Consider the following 22389-nt stretch of genomic DNA (forward strand, 5'->3'; position numbering starts at 1 on the left):
TATGAAACGATTAATTGCTTGGATGATTTTACCCGCTTTTCTGTTAAGCGGTTGTGCTACCGGACGAATGTCCGGTAATCCTGGAGCCGTTATGGCAGGAGCCTCTATTGGCGGTTCGGTAGGTAGTGCGATAGGTGGTCTTATCGGTGAAAATAATCATGGATGGAGAGGCGGGTATCGTGGCTCTGCTATTGGTACGATTGTAGGAACGGTTGCCGGTGCGGCTATTGGAAATGCAGTATCTACGCCTCGTCAGAAGGAAGATGAGTATGTGGAGGTGATTGAAAGAAAGAAGTCTGTATCTCAACGTCCGGTAGCGGTAGCTAATTTGAAGATACGGAACATACGTTTTATTGATGACAATCGTAATCATGTGATTGATGCCGGTGAAAATAGCAAGGTTATTTTTGAGATAGTCAATGAAGGGCGTACTCCTGTTTATGATGTCGTACCTGCGGTGGAAGAGGTTACCGGAATGAAACATATATTTATTTCTCCCTCTGTTTTGGTAGAACAGATTGCTCCGGGCGAAGGCATACGTTATACTGCTACGGTATCGGCCGGAGAGAAACTGAAAAATGGAGAAGTGGTACTGCGTGTAACCGTGGCTGCCGGAGATAATGCGGAGTGTGATTGGCAAGAGTTTTCTTTGCCAACACAGAAGAGAATAAGATGATATCGGGAAGTAGATTCTTTTACTTATAAAAGTACGTATTTAAGTATGACTTAATATGCATTTTAAGTCACACTTAAAATGCATAGTTTATACTAATAAAGTACGTACTTTTAATTAATAATGTGTCAATGTGTTAATATACCAATATGCCAATGCCTTTCGGTAACACAGCGCAGCTAATTGGCACATTGGCATATTAACATATTGGCACATTATTCATCACCAGCTATTGCCGGCATTTCCTGTTCCTATCAGAGCTTCTACTGTTTGCCTGTATAGATTTGCTCCTTCCGCTATGTTTTTGGCAGCATCATTTGTACCCATGCCATATGCAATAATAGGGGTTTTCCATACCATTCCGGCGTGAATAGCTCCCACCTGATAAGGTCTTAATAATTCGTCTACTGTAAAACGATTTCTTCCTCCACTACGATATGCATCGAATTCTGAGCCTGTGGTAGTTACTACCACGAGTGGTTTACCCGCCACAGCCGGTGTTTTGGCCAAATAGGTGAATACTTCATCTTGCCACTTCTTTAGTAGTGAGGGGGCAGACATCCAGTAGAACGGGAACTGATAGATAATAGCGGCTGCATGTGAAATAATTTTGCTCCATTCGTCTACATTGAAAGTTTGTAACTCATACAGATTGTAAACTGCTACTTCTTCAATATCCTTTACGGCATCCACTAATACCTTGTTTGCCTGTGACTCTTTCATGTTGGGATGCGCCAGGAGAATCACTACTTTCTTTAAATCTCTGTCCATAACGTTTTCTTAATTTTTAGTGAAGAATCAAATCATTTCGTAAAGGTAGAAAATATTAGAAAACATTCCGTATTTTTGCATCATTATTCTATACTTACTATCTACTAACTACTAAATTCTATATTCTGAAATGATAGACTTTACCCAATTTCCTTCTCCTTGCTATATCATGGAAGAAGAACTGTTGAGAAAGAATCTGAGTTTGATAAAGCAGGTTGCCGACAAGGCAGGGGTGGAAATTATCCTTGCTTTTAAGTCATTTGCCATGTGGCGTTCATTTCCCATATTCCGTGAGTATATCGCACACTCTACGGCAAGTTCTGTTTACGAAGCCCGTCTGGCGCTCGAAGAGTTTGGTAGCAAAGCACATACTTATTCACCTGCTTACACCGAACAGGATTTTCCGGAAATCATGCGTTGCAGCAGTCATATCACGTTTAATTCACTGGCACAGTTTCAACGGTTCTATCCAATGGTTTTGGCAGAAGGGAGTGACATCTCCTGCGGTATTCGTATCAATCCCGAATATTCCGAAGTGGAAACTGAACTTTATAATCCTTGTGCTCCTGGTACCCGTTTTGGTATTACAGCCGATTTGTTGCCCGAAGTTCTTCCGCAGGGTATTGAGGGTTTTCATTGTCATTGTCATTGCGAGTCGTCGTCTTTTGAACTGGAACATACTTTACAGCACATTGAAGAGAAGTTCTCCCATTGGTTTTCACAGATAAAGTGGTTGAACCTGGGAGGCGGACATTTGATGACTCGTAAAGGGTATGATACAGAGCATCTCATTCATTTGCTTCAGGGCTTAAAATCCCGTTATCCTCATCTTCGGATCATTCTTGAACCTGGTTCGGCATTCACCTGGCAAACCGGGGTATTGACTTCTGAGATTGTTGATATAGTGGAGAGCCGTGGTATTAAAACCGCCATTCTCAATGTCAGCTTTACCTGTCATATGCCCGATTGCCTTGAAATGCCTTACCAGCCTGCTGTGCGTGGAGCCGAAATGGGAGACAATGGTACATTTGTTTATCGTCTTGGGGGGAATTCCTGTCTGAGTGGCGATTATATGGGACTTTGGAGTTTTGATCATGAACTTCGGATTGGTGAACGGATTGTGTTTGAAGACATGATACATTATACAATGGTGAAAACAAATATGTTTAATGGAATTCATCACCCTTCTATTGCTTTGTGGACTGAAGGAGGGACAGCTGAAATATATAAACAGTTCTCTTATGAAGATTATCGTGACCGAATGAGTTGATAATCAAACTAATCTTTTTGCGGGTATAGCAAAGTGACTATTTTCTTACGAAAAAAACAAGCAGAATGTTTGCATGTTTAGAGAAAATGTCTACCTTTGCAACCGCAAACGGAAATTGCGGAAATAGCTCAGTTGGTAGAGCATAACCTTGCCAAGGTTAGGGTCGCGAGTTCGAGTCTCGTTTTCCGCTCATCTTTGAAATATTGGAAGTTCATTCTTTGCCCAGGTGGCGGAATTGGTAGACGCGCACGTTTCAGGTGCGTGTGTCGAGAGGCATGCAGGTTCGAGTCCTGTTCTGGGCACAAAGAAATGGATAAGTTCAAGTACTTTAATAAATTTGGAGAGGTGGCGGAATTGGTAGACGCGCTACTTTGAGGGGGTAGTGACAATTATGTCGTGGGAGTTCGAGTCTCCTTCTCTTCACAAATATTAAAGATATGCGGAAATAGCTCAGTTGGTAGAGCATAACCTTGCCAAGGTTAGGGTCGCGAGTTCGAGTCTCGTTTTCCGCTCATTGAAAAGAAGAAAGGCCCAGGTGGCGGAATTGGTAGACGCGCACGTTTCAGGTGCGTGTGTCGAGAGGCATGCAGGTTCGAGTCCTGTTCTGGGCACAGTCTTTCTGATAGACAATTGATGAGAGACTAAATTGCGGAAATAGCTCAGTTGGTAGAGCATAACCTTGCCAAGGTTAGGGTCGCGAGTTCGAGTCTCGTTTTCCGCTCAGAGTTAAAGAGAGTATTTCGGATAAAACCGGGATACTCTCTTTTTTTTTGTTTATTTTTCTTTACCCCCCCCCGAATCGGCATGTACCTTCTTTGTTAATTGAGTAATTGTTCTGTGTATATAAGCCTAAACTTTAATAAAACTTAAAAATAACACTTCTGTTTTAACCTTGTTATCTTTATAAACTCTAATCTGTAAACGGCGGAACTATTTAACAATAACATCTAATACAAGTCCATTGAATATAAGTAGGTATATAGGTTGCTTTCAGGTTCTTTCAATTTTTTGTGTATTACAACTGGCATGCACAACAATGAAGATTAAGGCACAGTCCGGTAAAGTGGTGTTTACCGGACGTGTTCTTGACGAAGAGACCCGCGAACCGGTACCTTATGCTGCTGTTCAGATCTATGTATTGCCCGATAGTACGTTTATTACCGGAGGAGCTACTGGAGCTGACGGTCGTTTCTCTCTTTCTGCTACTGCCCGGAAAGCAGTAAAAATATCCATTCATGTATCTTATGTAGGTTATACGGCAATAGACCGTACACTGAATTATAATGACAGGAAGATCGGTGACATATGTCTGGCTCCCGATGGGTTTATGCTCGAAGAAACTGTTATTACGGGCAAGGCTCCGATGGCAGTTACAGAGAATGATACGACAGTATATAACTCTTCTGCTTTTCGTACACCTGAAGGTTCTATGCTCGAGGAACTTGTGAAGCAGTTGCCGGGAGGAGAGATTACTGCGGATGGTAAGCTGATGATCCAGGGAAAGGAAGTGAAAAAGATATTGGTGGATGGTAAGGAATTCTTTTCGGATGACCCACAAGCAGCATTGAAGAATCTTCCGGTGGAAATGGTGGAGAAGTTGAAAGCATACGAGCGGAAGTCTGATCTGGCACGTCTTACAGGAATTGATGACGGTGAAGAAGAGATGATTCTCGATCTCTCTGTGAAGAAGGATATGAAGAAGGGCTGGATGGATAATTTTCTTGGTGGCATGGGAAGCAAAAAACGTTATGAAGTGGCGAACACAATGAACCGTATTCGTGAGAACTCCCAGCTCACAGTGATTGCTAATTGGAACAATACAAATAATCAGGGCTTTTCGGAACTTCAGCAACAGTCATCCAATGCTACAGGAAATACCCGTGGCAGGGCAGGAATGGGGACTTCCCGTTCATTGGGATTTAACTTCAGTAAAGATTGGGGGAATGTTAAATTCAGATCAAATGTACAGTATTCCGGAACGGATCGTGAGGAGGAGAGTAAGACGCTGACCGATAATTTTATGAAAGCGGAAAAGTCTATAACCAACAGTACGAGCAGTAGCCGAAACAGAAATGACGGAGTAACGGGAAATGCCTATCTGGAATGGAAGATAGATACGGTAACCAATCTTATATTCCGTCCTACGTTTCGCTATTCAACGGCCGACCGTAGAGGAGCCAGTTATCAGAAGAGTTGGTCGGGAGAGGAAGAACTGAACGAAAAAGAGTCCTCCAACTGGTCGGAGAGTTCGCAATACAGTCTGGCATTGATGTTGCAGGTGAACCGTAAACTGAATACCAGAGGGCGTAATGTTGCTTTGAAACTGGATTATGGTACAAATGCTTCTACATCAGACCGCTTGAATTATGCCACCACCCGTTATTTTAAAACCGGTACGGAGAAAATATTGAATCAGAAGATTGATAATAAGACGGATGGGGATAATTATCGTATTCAATTGGTATATGTAGAACCGTTACCTTGGGCACACTTCCTGCAACTTCGTTATAGTTATCAGCATCGTACATCGAACTCTGATCGTAAGGCTTATAACTGGAATAAGGAGTTGGAAGATTTTACAGAAGATCCGGATACGCTGAATAGTAACTGTTTTGAGAATCAATATTCCAATCATCTCGTTAATCTTTCGGTCCGCACTACACAGAAAATGTATAACTATAACGTAGGGGTTGATCTTGAACCACAAAAGTCCGTTAGTGATAGTTATGTATTGGATGTATTGAAATACAGCCTTCCCCGAAGTGTACTCAATTTCTCACCGACCGTTAGTTTCCGGTATAAGTTTTCCAAACGTACGCGTTTGCAAATAACGTATCGTGGAAAGAGTCGCCAACCCTCTGTCCGTGATTTGCAACCTATTTCTGACCAAACCAATCCGTTGAATATCCGCATGGGTAATCCTTCGTTGAAACCTTCGTATACCAATACCTTCAATCTTAATTATAATTCTTATAATGTGAAGTATCAACGCAATATGGTGTTGCAACTTACCGCTGAGAATACGCTGAACAGCGTCACTAATCAGGTTACTTATGATAGTGAAACCGGTGGACGTACTACTATACCAGTCAACATGAACGGCAATTGGGAAGCACAGGGCTCTTTTTCACTGAGTACTCCTTTCAAGAACAAGAATTGGTTGGTACGTACGTATTCCCAACTTCGGTTTAGTAATAAAAACGGATATACTACACTTAATAAAGAAGAGCCGCAAAAGAGTTCTGTCCGCCATCTGACAGCACGGGAGAGACTCAATCTCACTTATCGAACCAAACAGATTGAAATTGGTGCCCGGGGTTCTGTTGTCTACAATAACTCATACAATAATGTGAAAAGTATTCGTACAGAAACCTTCAACTATCAGGCGGGAATGAATGTACAATGCTATCTTCCCTGGGGTTTTGAAGTGTATAGTGATGCTGTGTGGAATCTGCGTTCGGGATACGGGCAAAACGAGGGCAATGATTATCTGATGTGGAACGCACAACTCTCCAAATCTTTTTTCAAACGGAAACAATTGTTGCTGCGATTCAAGATTTATGATATTCTGCAACAAGAGAACGCACTGACACGTACTATCACAGCAACTTCCATACGGGACACTGAGTCCAACGTATTGGGGAGCTACTTTATATTCCATGTTATCGTGAGAATAAATAAGATGGGCGGTAAAGTGAAGCGTAAGTAACTCAGTCCTTTATTTTTCCGTTTCAGTCTCCAATATTCCGTTTCGGTAAATCTTTTCCTTTCTTTCAGAAAACTAACTCGTACGTTTACTCCCAAAATGTGTAATCAATGAATATGAAGGAGTTAATGTATCTCTTCCTCACTGTCACCTTTCTGGCTTCGTGTAGCACAGAGCAGAAAAGTAAAAAAGAGGAAGCTATGCCAGTGAGAGTATTTTGTGCCGAACGGGCAGTTAGTGAACCGGACAGAGAATTTACTTTCCTGTCTCAACCGTTTAAGTCTACCGAGCTTTCTTTTCGTGTAGGTGGTCCTGTATTGAATTTTGATGTCAGGTCTGGTCAGCTTTTCCGTAAAGGAGAGGTGATAGCTTCTATTGACGACCGCGATTTTAAAGTACGTAAAGAGAAAGCGGAAGCTGTGTATCAACAGGCAGAAGCAGAATATAAGCGAATCGCTGCATTGTATGAGAAGGAAAATATCTCAGCCAGTACTTATGAGAAAGCAAAAGCAGATTGTGTCATAGCCCGTGCCGTATACCAAACGGCAGCTAATGAATGGGAGGACACCCGTCTGTATGCCCCTTTTGACGGATATATCCAGACGGTGAATATAGAGCGATATCAGGAGGTACGTGCTTCGCAACCTGTGGTTAGTTTCATAGATCTTTCACGTCTGAAAATAGAGGCTTATATCCCTGAAAATATGGCTGTTATTCTGCAAAAACAACTTGCTGTCTCCTCGGGTAGCGGGTTAAAGTTCCGCTTTGATGCATTGAAAGATAAAGTTTATACTACTACGGATGTAGAAGTGTCTAAAAGTACTACCTCCAATAATCTTTCTTTTCTGTTAACAGCTGTTCTCGATAATCGGAATAATGAATTATTGGGTGGTATGAGTGGTACGCTAACAATCACACTTCCTGGTGATTCAACAGTAGAAAAGGAATCCGTTTTTATTCCTCAATTGGCAGTGTGTCATCGCCCTACGACAGGAACTTTTGTATGGAAACTGACAGAAGATAACCGGGTACAGACTGTTCCTGTGAATATAGGGGATTTAAAGAACGATAACAAAATAGAGGTTGTATCAGGGCTTTCTGCGGGTGATGTAGTTGTACTAAGCGGGCTTGGATTTCTTTCGGAAGGCCGGGAAGTAAACGTTATCAAATAAACAAAGAGGTATGAAAAAAATTGTTGCATTCTTTTTGAAGAATCGTGCTTTTGCAATGCTGATTTTGTTTCTGGTATTAGCGGGAGGACTCTATTCGTATTTTAAAATGGGTAAACTGGAGGATGCGCCTTTTACCATTAAGCAGGCACTTGTGACTACTGCTTATCCGGGTGCATCACCTCATGAGGTACAGATACAGGTCACTGATGTGCTTGAAGAGGCTATTCAGTCGTTGGGCGAATTATACTATCTGAAAACGGATAACCGTGCCGGATTATCAAAAATTACTGTATATGTCAAGAAAGAAATTCGTGCAGATGAAATGCAACAGTTGTGGGATAAACTTCGTCGTAAAGTGAATGATGCACAATCCAAGCTTCCTGCGGGTGCTGCCACCTCGGTAGTGAACGATGACTTTGGGGATGTCCTTGGAGTATTCTATGGCTTATATGGTGAAAAGTATTCGTATCGAGAATTGGAAGATCAGGCCAAAAGCATAAAAAATGAACTGCTTAAAATTAAAAATGTAGCTAAAGTAGAAGTTTTTGGTATTCAAAATCCTGTAATCGAGGTGTTGGTACAACCTTCATTAATGGCTCAGACGGGCATAACGACAGCGGATATAGTCCGTGCATTCGATAAACAAAACAAGGTTGTGGATGCAGGAGCTGTTGAGAATGGGAATAATCGCCTTCGTATTGAAGCACGTGGTAGTTTCACTAATCTGGAAGAGATTGAAAATATGACAATTATCTCCGGAACCGGAGAATACTTTCGGCTGAAGGAGGTGGCAAACCTCAGTGAGGAGTATATGCGTCCGGCGCGTAATCTGATGAAGATTAATAATACGCCTGCCCTGGGTATTGCTATTTCTACCGTGGCGGATGGAAATGTAGTCGATATGGCTGCTCTTGTAAAGGAGACAGTGGAACGTATCAGCACAGAGATGCCTGACGGATATAAACTGACCCCAATCTATGATCAGGGATATGAATCAGCGGTTGCTAATGATGGTTTTATTCTGAATCTGATTATTTCTGTTATTACGGTGGTGGCAGTGTTGCTTTTCTTTATTGGTTTCAAGAATGGTGTACTGATAGGGAGCGGACTGGTGTTTTCTATTTTGGCAACTCTTATTTATATGCATGCCAACGGTATCGCTCTGCAACGTATGTCTTTGGCAGCTATTATCATTGCTATGGGGATGCTTGTAGACAATGCCATTGTAGTATTTGATTCGGCATTGATGAATATGGAACGGGGAATGCGGAAACGTAATGCTATCATGAAAGCAATATCCGATACAGCCATACCTTTGCTTGCTGCTACGGTGATTGCCATTCTGACATTTATGCCGGTTTATCTTTCTCCTGATATTACGGGAGAACTGCTTTCGTCTCTTTTCATTGTAATAGCAGTATCATTGTTGTTTAGTTGGGTATTTGCCATTACGCAAAACGCTCTTTTTATCGAACTGTTTGTGAGACGTCCTCGTCCCGAAGAATTGAAAAGCGAACTTTATCAGGGGAAAGTATACAATTGGTTCCGGAAGATGTTGGAATATACCATTCGGCGGAAGTATCTTCTGTTGGGAGTAATGGTCGGTTTGTTATTCTTTTCGGGATGGGGATTTCATTTTATTCCGAAACGATTTACACCACAACTTAATAAGCAATATTTCACGATTGATATGTGGATGCCCGAAGGGACGAAAATAGAGCAGATGGAAGCTGCTACTAAAGATATATCCGACTTCTTGGAAAGCTTTGAAACAACCCGGCAGGTATCTACATTTATCGGTCAAACTCCTCCGCGTTTTTATTTGGCTAATACGTCTTTTGGTCCTCAGCCCAATTATGCACAGTGTATTGTTGAAGCACGTTCGCCGGAAGAAGCACGTGAGTTACAGGCAGTACTTCGTGATACGGTAGGCAGACAATTCCCGGATGTCTTTATGAGAGTAAACCGTTTTGAGTTGAGTACAGTGCCACAGGCATTGATAGAAGCCCGTTTCTGTGGTCCGGACGAAGCAATACTGGATTCATTGACAGAGTTGGCGCTTGGTGTGATGCGTCGCAATCCGAAAGTTGCGAATGCCCGTAATGAATGGGGAAATATGGCCATGATAGTGCAGACGGATTATGAATCGGTACAAGCGGGGCAGTTGAATATCGGTAAAGATAATATGATGGAAGCGACAAAAGCGATTGGGGATGGAGTGTCGGTTGGTATTTATCGTGACAATGAGAAAAAAGTACCGGTTTTGCTGAAGTCGGACATGTCCCGTGAAATGAACCTTGATCAATTGGGAGATCTTGCTGTATGGAACGGAATCCACTCGGCTCCATTGGCACAGGTAACCAAAGACATCCGTATCGGCTGGGAATATCCTTTGATACGTACCTACAACCGGCAACTATCTATGGCGGCCATGTGTGACGTGCAACCGGGACATACCATGGCGGAAGTGCATGCTGAAATAAAAGACGAGATAGAGAAGATACAGCTTCCGGAAGGGTACACTTTCTTTTGGGATGCACAATACAAAACGCAGAAAGAAGGAATGGCTGCATTAACGAAGTTCTTTCCACTGGCATTATTGTTATTGATTCTTATTTTGGTAGCCCTGTTCCGCAACTATCGTCAGCCATTGATCACTTTCCTGATTTTGCCGCTTTCAGTAATAGGAGTCGTATTTGGTCAGCTGGTGACAGGGACGGAATTTGGCTTTTTCAGCATAGCAGGATGGTTGGGATTGTTGGGTATGATTATTAAAAATGTGATTGTATTGCTGGATGAGGTAAATATTCAGCTTCGTACCGGAGTAAAACCATATACAGCTATTATTGAGTCTACCGTGTCACGTGTACGCCCGGTATTGATGGCAGCGGTAACGACCATACTGGGTATGGTACCACTTCTTTTTGATGTAGTATTTGCAGGTATGGCTGCAGCTATTGTGTTCGGACTGACATTTGCTACATTACTTACTTTGTTTATTACTCCAGCGTTGTATGCTGTATTTTATAATGTAAAAAAGGAATTATGAATATAGAAAAGAAAGTGTTTCAGTTAATAATATCGGCAATGTTTTTTGTTGTTCCCGTTTATGGGCAGCATAGCGAGTTACTGAGTCAATATCGTAACCGTGCTTTGCAATATAATCAGGACATGAAAGCTGCCGAAAAGAATATTGCTTTAAGTAAAGAGTTGGAGAAATCTGCCAAAACAGAATATAAGCCAAAGCTTTCTGCCGGAGCAAATTTCAATTATACGGGTAATCCGATAGAACTTTCATTAGATTTACCTTCTCTGGATAATCCACTCCAATTTGAAGGGCGACACATGAAATATGGAGCTTCCGTTTCACTGACTCAGCCGTTGTACACCGGAGGACGTATCCGCGAAGGAGTGAAAAAAGCAGAGGCAGAAAGTCGTCTGGCTCTTAATCAATCGGAGATGATAAAGTCTGATATCTGTTACGAAGCAGATTTACGCTATTGGAGTACGGTGGCACGTAATGAGATGGTAAAGGTTACCCGCCGGTTTACCGGATCGGTAGAAGAATTAACCAAGGTGGTACGTGAGCGGGTAGAAGTACAACTGATAGACCGTAATGATCTGCTGATGGCAGAAGTCAAATTGAATGATGCCCGTTATCAGTTGATGCAGGCAGAGAATAACTACGAGGTGGCACGTATGTCACTTAACTCTTTTATAGGAGTTGATTATAATTTAATGATACCGATTGACACATTGGTATCTCCGATCCATGAGGTTGGTAGTCTGCCTGCCTATATGAATCAGGCAGGTAATAATCGGCCGGAATTGCGTATGGCACAAGATAAGATTTCAATACAGGAATCGGCACATAAGCTCAATCAGTCGCAGTTCCTGCCACAGTTCTATGTGGGGGTAGATGGTAGTTATAGTTCTCCGGGATATAATTTTAAAGCAGATCTTGATCCTAATTACGCTGTATATGCTAAAGTCAGTATTCCTTTATTTGAATGGGGAAAACGTCGTAATGAGAAACGAGCGGGAGAGTATCGGGTAGCTATCGCAAGAGAAAATTTCAGTAAGGTCAAAGATGTGGTGAGCCTTGAAGTGCAATCGGCTTACTACAATTATGTGCAGGCTGTGGAGCGAGTGACACTAACAGAGAACTCTCTGATGAAAGCTCGGGAGAACGAAGATATGGCTCTGGAACGTTATCGTGAAGGCAAGATGTCCGTTGATGGTGTATTGGATGCACAAATGTTTCATCTGACGGCACAAATGAATTTTGTACAGTCGCGTCTGACGGCTCAGATCAGTTATTCGGCATTTGTACGGGCATTGGGACTGTTATCAATATAAATGTTTATCTTTGTACTTATATAATTATTCCTGTGTTTTATGAGAACTTTTCATCCCCGATATGTCCGGTTATTGAATGTCCTGCTTTTCTCCGGGTTAGGATGTTTCTCGTATTTGCTGCTGGCACTTTATTCGGATTTACCTAAACGTGACGATCTGGATTTTACTTCATTGGGCTTTATCATTGGCGTAATGCTGGCTTTCAATGCAATGGGCTTCTGTATTATTCTGGTAGACTCATGGTTAAAGCGCGGATTTCTTTTCTTTGTTGAAAAGCGTAGAAGAGTATTACTGTATTATGTCGGATTGGGGATATTATTATTTCTTTTGAACTATCTGTTGTTCGTAGGTCTGAAGTGGATGGCGGATGTCGATCGCCTGTTTTATATTCGCTGGTCCGGTATACGGTTACTTTTACTTGTTTGGTTGGTAGAGATGGTGATTATCGGATTGACGGCAACTAATAATTTCTATCGGCATACCATTGTACTTTATAAGCGGAACAGAAGTTTGGAAGAAAGTTCTATCGAAGCACAGTATCAGGCTTTGCAAAGCCAGCTCAATCCACATTTTCTATTTAATAGCCTCAACACATTGATTTCTGAAATAGAGTATAATCCTCAAAATGCCGTACAGTTTACACAACACCTGTCCGATGTGTATCGTTATATTCTTCAATGCCAGCAGCAGCGCCTCACAACGTTGAGTGATGAGTTGGAGTTTCTTAATTCGTATATTTTTCTGCATCGTGTCCGTTTGGGCGATTGTATCTGTGTAGATTGTCGGTTGGATGAATCATTGTTGGAAAGTAAATTGCCTCCACTGACACTTCAACTACTTGCCGAGAATGTAATAAAGCATAATATGATTTCTATTCGTAATCCTATGGTTATTTCTATTACTTATTCAGAGGCAGAAGACCGGTTGGTGGTGAGCAATAGCCTTCGTCCTAAAAAGTCTGTACAGTCCTCGGGCATAGGATTGAGAAATTTATCTTCTCGTTATCGTCTTATATGTGGAAGAGAGATAACTATTGAACATACATCCGATTTATTTTTTGTTAAAATACCATTGTTGCATGAATAACCCTATTGTCCGGGTAGCTATAATTGAAGATGAAATACCTGCTGCCCGTTTACTGAACAGAATGCTGGCAGAACTTCGTCCGGAATGGGAGATACTCTTGTTGCCTGGCAATATTGAAGAGGCTGTGGAGTGGTTTGGTGAGAATCCACATCCCGATATTCTTTTTTTGGACATTCAGTTGATGGATGGTAACTCTTTTCTCTTTATTGAGAGGGCTTCTCCTCAAAGTATGATTGTGTTTACAACGGCTTTTGATACTTATGCCGTTCGTGCTTTCACTGTCAATAGCATCGATTATTTATTAAAGCCGATTCACCGGGAACGTTTAGCCGATACTTTGGATAAATTTGATACTTTACACAGTCGGTATCCTGAGAATGAATTTAGTCATCAGAATGAAATGCTGGAAGTGTTACGTACTCTTTCAAGTCCGGTGAAACGCTATCGTACCCGTTTTCTTATTTCAGTGGGCGAAAGACTGATAACACTTCCGGTGAGTGATGTGGCCTATTTCTATTCGGAGAACCGGGTGACATTTGCCGTTACCCGGCAAGGGAGGGAATATATTGTAGATTTCTCATTGGATAAATTGGGAGAACAATTGGATCCGGATAACTTTTTTCGTACTAACCGGCAGACGCTTGTAGAAATAAATGCTATCCGTAAAATAGAGCCTTATTTTCAAAATAAAGTAGTGGTAGAGGTCGTTCCCCCATTCAAAGACAAAATATTGGTAAGTAAGGAGAAGATAGCTTCATTTAAGGTTTGGCTCAATTATTGACTCTTGTTTCTACATTTATGATATAAAATTGAAAGCCTTTGCGACAACACTGCAAAGGCTTTTTTCTTTTTTCCGTTAGCTTTGCCGCTGTGATAAAGTTAATTGAGAATTAAAACTATTTTAGAGGATTGAATGATGAATTCTATTACACGAAAAACACCTGTGCTTTGGTTTGCTTTATGTTGTCTGGGAATGAGTGCACAGGCAGCTTCCGGGCTTACTCCCTGGGTCTTGAAAGCAGATTCTTTATTATTATCTTCCGGAACGACGTACCGATATACAGTAGATACTCCCGAGGGGGAGGGACTGGTTTCTACTTTACCTTCCGTTACTGAATTAGTAGAACTTTTTTCCGAATCGGAAAAAGCTGTTTGCCGGGTGACGGATCTGCATGGTAATATCAAGGTAGATAGAATGCCCCAGGAAGGTGATCGTATGGAATTAGTTTCTTCACAGGGAAAAGTCACCCGGCGGTGGATGATTGGAATAAGAAATGCTGCTCTTCCGGCACAGTTGTTATTGCACCGGGAACAGGCTACAGTAAATGCGCCGGGTAACATTGTTCTTGATTTCCGGGCCGGACAGCGCAGTCCGATGGTGAAGGTAGAGATACGTGTCCCGGCAGGTATCGTTGTGACACTTGATAATACAACCGTGAACGTGATAGGACGTGGTGAAGTGTTATTGCGTGATCTGCCTAAACAATCGATAGGGCGTACCGGAACTCACTATTCATATAATAAAGTGGGGAATGTGATCCTGCGGGATGAAGGTGACCGGGGAACGGTGATTGTGTTTAGTGGCCTTGATTTTCGGCCTTCAAACGGTCCGGATCTGCGGATCTGCTTTCGTGGAGTAGCTCCGGTGCATAAAGGAATAAATCGCTTTGAAGCTATCTATACAACTTCGAAGCCGGAAGCGTTACAGAGTCCTGTTGCTGTAGCAGACCTGGAAGGCATAACCACTGTTGCTGATCTTGTACGTACTCCGTTACGTGATTTTGCGTATCGTCCCGGACAGGAATATACGTATGCCTCTTTTTCTTGGACTCCGCCTCACAATGCTTCTTCTGTAGAACTGCTTCAATCGGCAGATGGTGGGAATACATGGACAACAGCCCGGGCAGAAGTAACTCCTGATAGTCGTGAAACAGCTGCGAATGGATTGGAACCGAATCGCCTGTATGCTTTCAAACTTCGTGTAACAGGAGGACAGAATAAAGGAGAATCCAACATTGTATGGTTTTATACCGGACGAAAAGATATCAGAGATTATCGTGTAAAAGGAGATGGAGTAACCGATGATACGGAAGCTATCAATGAGGCAATTATCAATATGAACCGTCTGGGAGGTGGCATACTTCGGTTTACTAAAGGAACCTATAATGTACGTACTATCCATTTGCAAAGTAATGTGTGGCTGCATCTGGATAGTGATGCTACGATACAAGCATTACCCGGTGCCGATGCTCCCGAGACTACCTGGTTTAGTGATCGTGCTTATCGTTCAGGGCTCTCGCCCACAGACCCGCGTCCTTATGCCGACCCGGAAAATTATCTTACGAAACAAGATGTAGGACATACTTTCTTTCGTAATTGTATGTTCTTTGGAGAACGAATTGACAATGTAAAAATTGTAGGTACGGGGCGTATTACCGGTAATGGTAATATTGTAACTTCAGATAAGGTGATGAATAATTCTCCGGAGAAACGTAGTGATAAAATGTTTTCTTTAAAGTTATGTACGAATGTAGAGATTGGCGGATGGGATATAAAGAAGGATATGTGGTATGATCCGGAAAAAGATAGACCTTATTATATAGAGGGAGATAACAGGCTATATAGTGACAGTACAATGCTGCACATTGATCAGGGAGGGCATTTTGTGTTGTTGGCTACAGGTACAGATGGTATTCATGTACATGATACTTACTTTGCAAAACATAGCACAAAGAATGCTCGCGATATTTATGATTTTATGGCATGCAATGATGTGACAGTAACGAATATCTACTCTAAAGTAAGTTCGGATGATATTGTAAAACCCGGTTCGGATTGTTCATTGGGCTTTACCCGTCCGGCACGCCATTACATGGTGAGGAATATTGTAGGAGATACTAACTGTAATCTCTTTCAGATAGGATCAGAAACGGCAGATGATATTCAGGATCTGTATGTAGATAATATATATGTGTTGGGTGCTAATAAGGCGGGTTTTTCTATTTCTACCAATGATGGTGGCCATGTGAAGAATGTTTATCTGAATAGCGGTAAAACAGGTTCTATACATTCCCGTTCGGTAATGCGTCGTACAAGAGCACCCTTCTTTATCTCTATTTCCAATCGTGGGCGCGTACTGGGAGCTGATGTTGCTCCGTTTACTTTCACTGAAAATGGGGTGGTGCGTAAGGAGTTGCTTGTAACCAATTCTAACATTGGTCAGGTAGAGAATATTGTTATCTGTGGGGTGGATATTGAAGAGGTCTATGGTGGTAGTTCATTTCGTGGTGACCGTTGGAAAGCTTATGACGGCTCACAAAGTAAAGCGACTCCTATCATTGCAGGGTTTAAACTGCCTGATTCGGACGTAGTGGAAGGTGGGTTGACATTCCGTCTGCCGGATGGGAATCATACAGGATATATCAATAATGTGCAATTTCACGATGTAAGTTTAAAAGTAAAGGGAGGACACCCTTCGGAAGATGCAAAAGCATATCCACCGGAGATAGGAGTAGGTCGCTATAATGTAGGGGACCTGAAGATACAGCCGGCGTTTGGGTTCTGGGCACGCCACGTCAAAGGTTTCCTATTGAAAAATTGTCATATTACTTCCGAACAACCGGATGGACGCTATGCTGTAGTGATGGATGATGTGATAGGAGGTGAGATAGAAAACTTGCAGGTGGATAAAGGAATATCGGATAAAGATGAAGTGAAATTGATAAATTGTGAAGACATAAGACAGTGATTTTCTTCTCATCAGAGCGGAGCCTTCCTAACAGTATATGTAACGAGGTATAACGATATATGTAATGGAGCATAACAATATATGTAACGAAGCACTAAGTATTATTACTTAAGTAATACTTCAAATTTAATTCATACTATGATAGCGTTTTATTAAAACGCAAATGATCGCAGATTATCGTAAATGAGATAGCTTGCTGTACTTGAGAGACGATATTCTTTGCGTGAATTTGTGATAATCTGCGTTTCAATGATACGATCATTTAATTAGGATACAGTACTTATTATAATTAATAGTTAAAGAAATGATAAAGAAGATATATCTCTATTTCAGGCAGAAAGCTGAGAGTTGTAGCAGAGCCAGGTGGTATCACATTTTCCTCTTTTGGGGGTTGGGTATCTCTTCTACAGTTTGGTTTCTGGTTCGTGTGGTTCCTAAGCCTTCGCGGGCTACCTATCCTTGTATGCAGGCAGCTGCTCCTGTGATGTCTGCTTTTGTTGTCTATCTGTTGTCTTTTACAGGTGCATGGTTCAGTTACCGGAAGATGAAGCAGGCATTGCATGCACGTCATTATCTTTATACAACGTTGTTTTTCTTTTTATTGATATTCTTCGGAGGTATGATGGCGATAGAGAACAGTGGAGAGATGCTGGCACAAATCGTTCTTCCTGTTAGTGAACCGAAGATGGCATGGGGAAAGAATAACCCGGTGGGTACGGCAAAAGGAATTTATCCCGGTCGTGTTGTCTGGTCACATGCTCCCGGGGCTGCAACATGGGAGAAAGGTACTGGTTTCTGGTATGAAGACCATTACACTAACCAGTCGGATGCAAATTGGTTAGTGGTACAGTCTCTTCTTTCTTTGACAGGTGAGAAAAGTGAGGAGAAAGCATGGAATACTCTGTTTTCCTACTTTAATCGTGAACATGGCAAAGGTAGTAAGGGATATCGGAAAGGAGAAAAGATTGCCATTAAGATCAATCAGAACAATACGTTTTCGCATGATGACTCCGAAGAACTGAATGCTTCTCCGCATCTTGTACTTTCCTTATTGCGTAGCCTGATATACGAAGGGGGGATTCCTCAACAACAGATAACGGTGTTTGATGCGAGTCGCTTTATCACTCATACTTTATTTAAAAAATGTCATGCAGAGTTTCCTGATGTAGCTTATCTGGATAATGAAGGGGGCAACGGGCGGATGAAATCAACCTATATCTCCGATGCTATACCTTACTCGGTTGATAATGGAAAACTGGCTCGCGGTTTGGCTCGTTGTGCTGTTGAGGCCGATTATCTTATCAATATGGCTTTATTGAAAGGACATGGAGGACAAGGTGTTACGCTTTGTGCAAAAAACTGGTATGGCGTCACTGATATTGATCGTAATTTCCGTAAGAATCAGCATAATAACTTTAATCAAGATCGTGGCGGACGTCCGCGATATATGACGTTTACTGATTATATCGCTCACAAAGATTTGGGGCAGAAGACCATGCTTTATCTTATTGACGGGCTTTATGGATCAGAAAAGGTGAATGGTGCTCCTTCCGGGAAATGGAAGATGGAACCCTTTGGTGGCAATTGGCCCTGTTCTTTGTTTGCTTCACAAGATCCTGTAGCAATTGATGCTGTAGGTATTGATTTTCTTTGTGCGGAATTTCCACGGATGGCAGATGTGAATTACTGTGATATGTATCTTGTGGAGGCAGCATTGGCAGATAATCCGCTATCCGGCACTTTCTATGATCCCGAACAGGACGGAACAGGTGTACATAGTCTTGGTGTATTGGAACATTGGAATAATCCTGTGGATAAACAGTACAGTCGCAATTTAGGACAAGTGGGCGGAATAGAACTGGTATATAAGAAGAAATAAGTGTTTTTATTGATGTATGAGACGATTTCTATAGTATTTGAATGAATACTTAAAATCGTCTCTTTTTTATATAACTACTTTTGTGACGTAATAAAGTGAGAACTTAATGTATCTGATAATATGAAAAAGATAAAGAATTGGTTTTTCAAAACCTGTCCCCGAAGTGGACGAATTGTGGGTATTAATAAAAAGAATGTGGTTCTTAAAATCTGCTTCCCATTAATGGGGTTAACGGCACTAATCTGGTTTCTCATTCGAGTAGTACCTAAACCTTCACGCATTGCTTATCCCTGTCAGCAAGTGGCAGCGCCACTGGCTTTTTCTTTTCTGGCTTTTTTCAGTAGTACATTATTAGGGTGGGGGGCCTGGAAGAAATTTCTTCAACTCCGGAATTCACGACATTTCTATAAGGGGCTTGCTGTACTTTTTGCCGGTGTTTTACTTTCGGGTACATTATATATAATGTCGGTAGATAATTCTTTGTTCGGACAGGCGATTGGTAAGCAGATAGATAATGGTTCGGATATGGGTACTTTTACTCCGACAGATAAACCCAATACACCGATGGGAGTGGCGCGGGGGATTCATCCGGGACGTGTAGCTTGGGCACACGATCCGCAGGCAGCGGTCTGGGATGGTGAACACGGACTTTATTCTGATGCGGATAATAACAGTCAGACCCGTGTATGTGACATGATGGAGGGAGTCATCATTTCGCTGACCCACCAAAAAACAATAGACCGTGCCTGGGATGAACTGTTCCGTACCTTTAATAAGAAAAAAGGTAAAGGGGCTACAGGATATAAAGAAGGAGAAAAAATAGCTATAAAAGTAAATTTGAATGATAATGGCGGAAGCAATATAATAGATGCTACTCCACAATCTGTTTATGCACTTCTGCATCAGTTGGTCGATATAATGAACGTACCTCAGCACTGCATTACGGTATATGATGCACAGCGCCGTGGTATCTCTGCCATCTATACTTACCTGCAACCGGTTTATCCCGATGTGGTTTATCAGAATTGGGGAGGTTTTGTACCCGATATCATTCACTATTCAAGTGAAATAACCGATCCGGGTGCAATGAGTTTGGCACGTGTTGCTTATGAGGCGGATTATATGATTAATATGGCATTGATGAAGCGGCATTCCCGTCCTACTGACAATTGGAAGGACAGTGCAGGGCAGACCGGAATAACGGCTACCGGTAAAAATCAATTCGGCTCCATTGGCAATGTTTCTCCTTTGCATCTGTCCATCCGCGACTGGTCTAAGTTTCGGGGGATGGGAACATATAATAGCATTGTTGATTTGATGGCACATGAACGTTTGGGAGGAAACACGCTTGTATACATTGTAGATGCTATGTATGTGAATCCTATTCATAACGGGCGTGCTGTTCGTTTCAAACGCGCTCCCTTTAATGACGGATGGACATCAAGTTTTTTGGCTTCCAATGACCAGGTAGCTATAGAGTCGGTGGTACTGGATTTTATACGTTCGGAGATGCCTGTTGCTGCCAATGCAGACAACTTTATGCATGAAGCGGCGAATATAGGAAATCCTCCTTCAGGAATCAGATATGAAGGACGGGCACAGAAGAGCCTGGGGGTACATGAACACTGGAATAACCCGGATGACCGTATGTACTCGCGTAATCTGAAGACAGGTAAAGGGATTGAACTTTATCGTGTTCCTCTGGATGCAGGACGTCCCGCTATTGAATATTTTTATTCCGACTGTATTTCCCAAATAGAAGATCAACCCGTCACTTTGTATTGGAAAACATCAAATGGAGAAGAGGTCTTATTGAACGGAGAGACTGTGGCTGCCAACGGTTCTTGTGTAGTGAAACCGGAGACATCATTAATGTATGAACTGGTTGTGAAGAAAGGTGGAATGGTGCAAGCTGCACAGAAACTGGTTGTCAGGAGTTTTACAGATACACGTTGTTATGATGTAAAAGAAGCACAAACCGAAGGTTCTGCCGTTGTTGAAGCCGGAGGCTTTGCAGAGTTTCGGGGTGAAAAAGGGAGTTCTAAAGGAGCGCTGACATGGCAGATTGACGTACCTGTAACAGGAGAATATTATTTGTTGTTTTCTTATTCGGGTGGTAGTCCGGTACCTTCTTACCTATACCTTAACGATCAGTTGGTAAGTGAGAATATTGGTTATTTGGCTACGTCGGGTAGTAAAAAAGGAGAGTTTGCTTTTCCGGTGACATTGACTGCCGGAAAGAATTCTATGAAGTTGGAACATTTGGGAAAACGTAGCAATCGCATTTATTCGGTAACGGTAGCGAGAGAGAAGAAACTAAAAAACTTATAAACTAAAAACTCACAACTTATGACGACAAAAAGACTCTGTATTTTTCTATTCACGATGCTGTTCCTGATTACAGGTGCATCTGCAGAAACTTTTAATGTGAAGAAATACGGTGCCCGTGGTAATGGGAAGAAGCTGGATTCTCCTGCTATTCAAAAGGCAATTGATGCCTGCCATAAGGCTGGAGGTGGCACGGTACTTGTTCCGGTTGGTACCTATCTTTCGGCTACGATTGTACTGAAAGATAATGTGACCCTGCATTTGGAAAAGGATGCTTTGATTTTGGGTACTACGGATTATAAAGCCTATGACAATCTCGATCCTTTTACAGAAGGCTTGGGCATTGATGTCGGTTGGGCATTGTTGGTGGCTGTTGACGCAAAGAATGTCACTCTTGAAGGAGAAGGCAGTATCGACGGTCAGGGCTCTGCACTAAAAGAAAGACACATCAAAGTGGATACACGCCCCGAGGGTGAGCGTTGGGGACTTCGTCCCTTTTTGCTTCGCCTGGTACGTTGCGAAGGGGTAACTGTACGTGATGTTACCTTGAAGTATGCCGGTGCTTGGACTTCCCACTACTTTCAGTGTCACAATGTGAAGATAGACAATGTAACGATTCGTAGTTTCGGGGTTGCACACAATGACGGAATTAATATCGACGGTTGTCAGCATGTGCGTATCAGCAATTGTGATATAATCAGTGGTGATGATGCACTTTGCTTCAAGACAACTTCCAGTAAAATGGGATGTGATGATATCGTTGTAGAGAATATGAAGCTCAAAAGTAATCAGGCTGGTATTAAGATGGGTACGGAATCCATGGCTGGTTTCGAGAATATTCGTATCAGTAACTGTCACATTTATGATACAAAGAATGGAGGGATCAAGCTTTTCTCGGTAGACGGAGCTCACCTGCGTAATGTCGAAATCTCAGATATCACGATGGAAGAAGTACGCACTCCGATGCTTTTCCGTCTCGGTGCCCGTTTGAGTGTATTTCGTAAAGGACAGGATACACAACAACCGGTGGGGGTATTTGAAAATGTCACGATCCGGAATGTAAAAGCTGTAGCTGCTGATAAAGCACAGCTCACTCCTCCCTCCGGTATTCTTATTACTGGTATTCCAGGACATTACATCACTAATCTGACACTTGAAAATATACAGATTCGTCTGCTCGGTACGGGAACTTCCGAAGATGCTCTCTCTAAAGTGCCGGAGGCAATAGACCAGTATCCGGAAGTAAAAACCTTTGGCCCGAAGATTCCGGCTTATGGTGTTTGGGCACGTCACGTACGCGGATTGAAACTAAAGAACGTAACCTTTGAACTAAAGAATCCCGATGCACGTCCTGAGATTATTTGTGAGGATGGTGATATGGAAATATACAAATAAAG

13 protein-coding genes and 6 tRNA genes are annotated in these 22389 nt (G+C 42.2%); 18 read left to right on the forward strand and 1 reads right to left on the reverse strand.

Annotation, left to right across the window (positions count from 1 at the left end; genetic code table 11):
- Position 1: 1 nt before the first annotated feature.
- Positions 2 to 676, forward strand: a complete 675-nt coding sequence (locus tag VCM39_RS08990) for a glycine zipper domain-containing protein (RefSeq protein WP_221650186.1) — start codon at positions 2 to 4, stop codon at positions 674 to 676.
- Between the two features lie 219 nt (positions 677 to 895).
- On the opposite strand, the gene VCM39_RS08995 is transcribed toward VCM39_RS08990, so the two are convergent.
- Positions 896 to 1444: an NAD(P)H-dependent oxidoreductase gene (locus tag VCM39_RS08995; protein ID WP_322933046.1), complete on the reverse strand. Its 549-nt coding sequence runs from the start codon at positions 1442 to 1444 to the stop codon at positions 896 to 898.
- Between the two features lie 130 nt (positions 1445 to 1574).
- Between VCM39_RS08995 and nspC the strand changes: the two genes are divergently transcribed.
- The 17 genes from nspC (at position 1575) to VCM39_RS09080 (ending at position 22387) form a co-directional block, all read left to right on the forward strand.
- Entirely contained in the window at positions 1575 to 2714 is a 1140-nt protein-coding gene (nspC, locus tag VCM39_RS09000) for a carboxynorspermidine decarboxylase (RefSeq protein WP_221650188.1), read from the forward strand.
- A gap of 117 nt (positions 2715 to 2831) precedes the next feature.
- Positions 2832 to 2904 (forward strand) — tRNA-Gly (locus VCM39_RS09005).
- A 30-nt stretch (positions 2905 to 2934) separates the two neighbouring features.
- Positions 2935 to 3016, forward strand: a tRNA-Leu gene (locus VCM39_RS09010).
- 37 nt (positions 3017 to 3053) lie between these two features.
- Positions 3054 to 3137, forward strand: a tRNA-Leu gene (locus VCM39_RS09015).
- Positions 3138 to 3153: 16 nt separating this feature from the next.
- Positions 3154 to 3226: transfer RNA gene (locus VCM39_RS09020), tRNA-Gly, on the forward strand.
- Between the two features lie 17 nt (positions 3227 to 3243).
- Positions 3244 to 3325: transfer RNA gene (locus tag VCM39_RS09025), tRNA-Leu, on the forward strand.
- A gap of 37 nt (positions 3326 to 3362) precedes the next feature.
- Positions 3363 to 3435 (forward strand) — tRNA-Gly (locus tag VCM39_RS09030).
- Positions 3436 to 3750: 315 nt separating this feature from the next.
- Positions 3751 to 6423: an outer membrane beta-barrel protein gene (locus tag VCM39_RS09035; RefSeq protein ID WP_322933045.1), complete on the forward strand. Its 2673-nt coding sequence runs from the start codon at positions 3751 to 3753 to the stop codon at positions 6421 to 6423.
- Between the two features lie 107 nt (positions 6424 to 6530).
- A complete protein-coding gene (locus VCM39_RS09040) occupies positions 6531 to 7592 on the forward strand; it encodes an efflux RND transporter periplasmic adaptor subunit (RefSeq protein WP_221650190.1) in 1062 nt (353 codons plus the stop codon).
- 10 nt (positions 7593 to 7602) lie between these two features.
- Positions 7603 to 10641 (forward strand): efflux RND transporter permease subunit, encoded by a 3039-nt coding sequence (locus tag VCM39_RS09045; RefSeq protein ID WP_289293424.1) that lies wholly within the window; start codon positions 7603 to 7605, stop codon positions 10639 to 10641.
- Complete coding sequence (locus VCM39_RS09050) at positions 10638 to 11951, forward strand: TolC family protein (RefSeq protein WP_289293425.1); 1314 nt, start codon at positions 10638 to 10640, stop codon at positions 11949 to 11951. The genes VCM39_RS09045 and VCM39_RS09050 overlap by 4 nt, the downstream gene beginning before the upstream one ends.
- A 39-nt stretch (positions 11952 to 11990) precedes the next feature.
- A complete protein-coding gene (locus VCM39_RS09055) occupies positions 11991 to 13037 on the forward strand; it encodes a sensor histidine kinase (RefSeq protein ID WP_221650193.1) in 1047 nt (348 codons plus the stop codon).
- On the forward strand, positions 13030 to 13818 hold the full coding sequence (locus VCM39_RS09060) for a LytTR family DNA-binding domain-containing protein (RefSeq protein WP_322933044.1): 789 nt from the start codon (positions 13030 to 13032) through the stop codon (positions 13816 to 13818). The genes VCM39_RS09055 and VCM39_RS09060 overlap by 8 nt, the downstream gene beginning before the upstream one ends.
- Positions 13819 to 13950: 132 nt before the next feature.
- The gene (locus tag VCM39_RS09065) at positions 13951 to 16785 is read left to right on the forward strand and encodes a glycosyl hydrolase family 28-related protein (protein WP_322933043.1); all 2835 of its coding nucleotides are present in this window, start codon (positions 13951 to 13953) and stop codon (positions 16783 to 16785) included.
- A gap of 304 nt (positions 16786 to 17089) precedes the next feature.
- Positions 17090 to 18664, forward strand: coding sequence for a DUF362 domain-containing protein (locus tag VCM39_RS09070; RefSeq protein WP_322933042.1), 1575 nt, complete (start codon positions 17090 to 17092; stop codon positions 18662 to 18664).
- A 120-nt stretch (positions 18665 to 18784) separates the two neighbouring features.
- Positions 18785 to 20995, forward strand: a complete 2211-nt coding sequence (locus tag VCM39_RS09075) for a DUF362 domain-containing protein (RefSeq protein ID WP_221650195.1) — start codon at positions 18785 to 18787, stop codon at positions 20993 to 20995.
- A gap of 18 nt (positions 20996 to 21013) precedes the next feature.
- Entirely contained in the window at positions 21014 to 22387 is a 1374-nt protein-coding gene (locus VCM39_RS09080; protein WP_322933041.1) for a glycoside hydrolase family 28 protein, read from the forward strand.
- Positions 22388 to 22389: the final 2 nt, after the last annotated feature.

This window comes from Bacteroides mucinivorans (genome assembly GCF_034654355.2).
GTDB classification, from domain to species: Bacteria; Bacteroidota; Bacteroidia; order Bacteroidales; family Bacteroidaceae; genus Bacteroides; species Bacteroides nordii.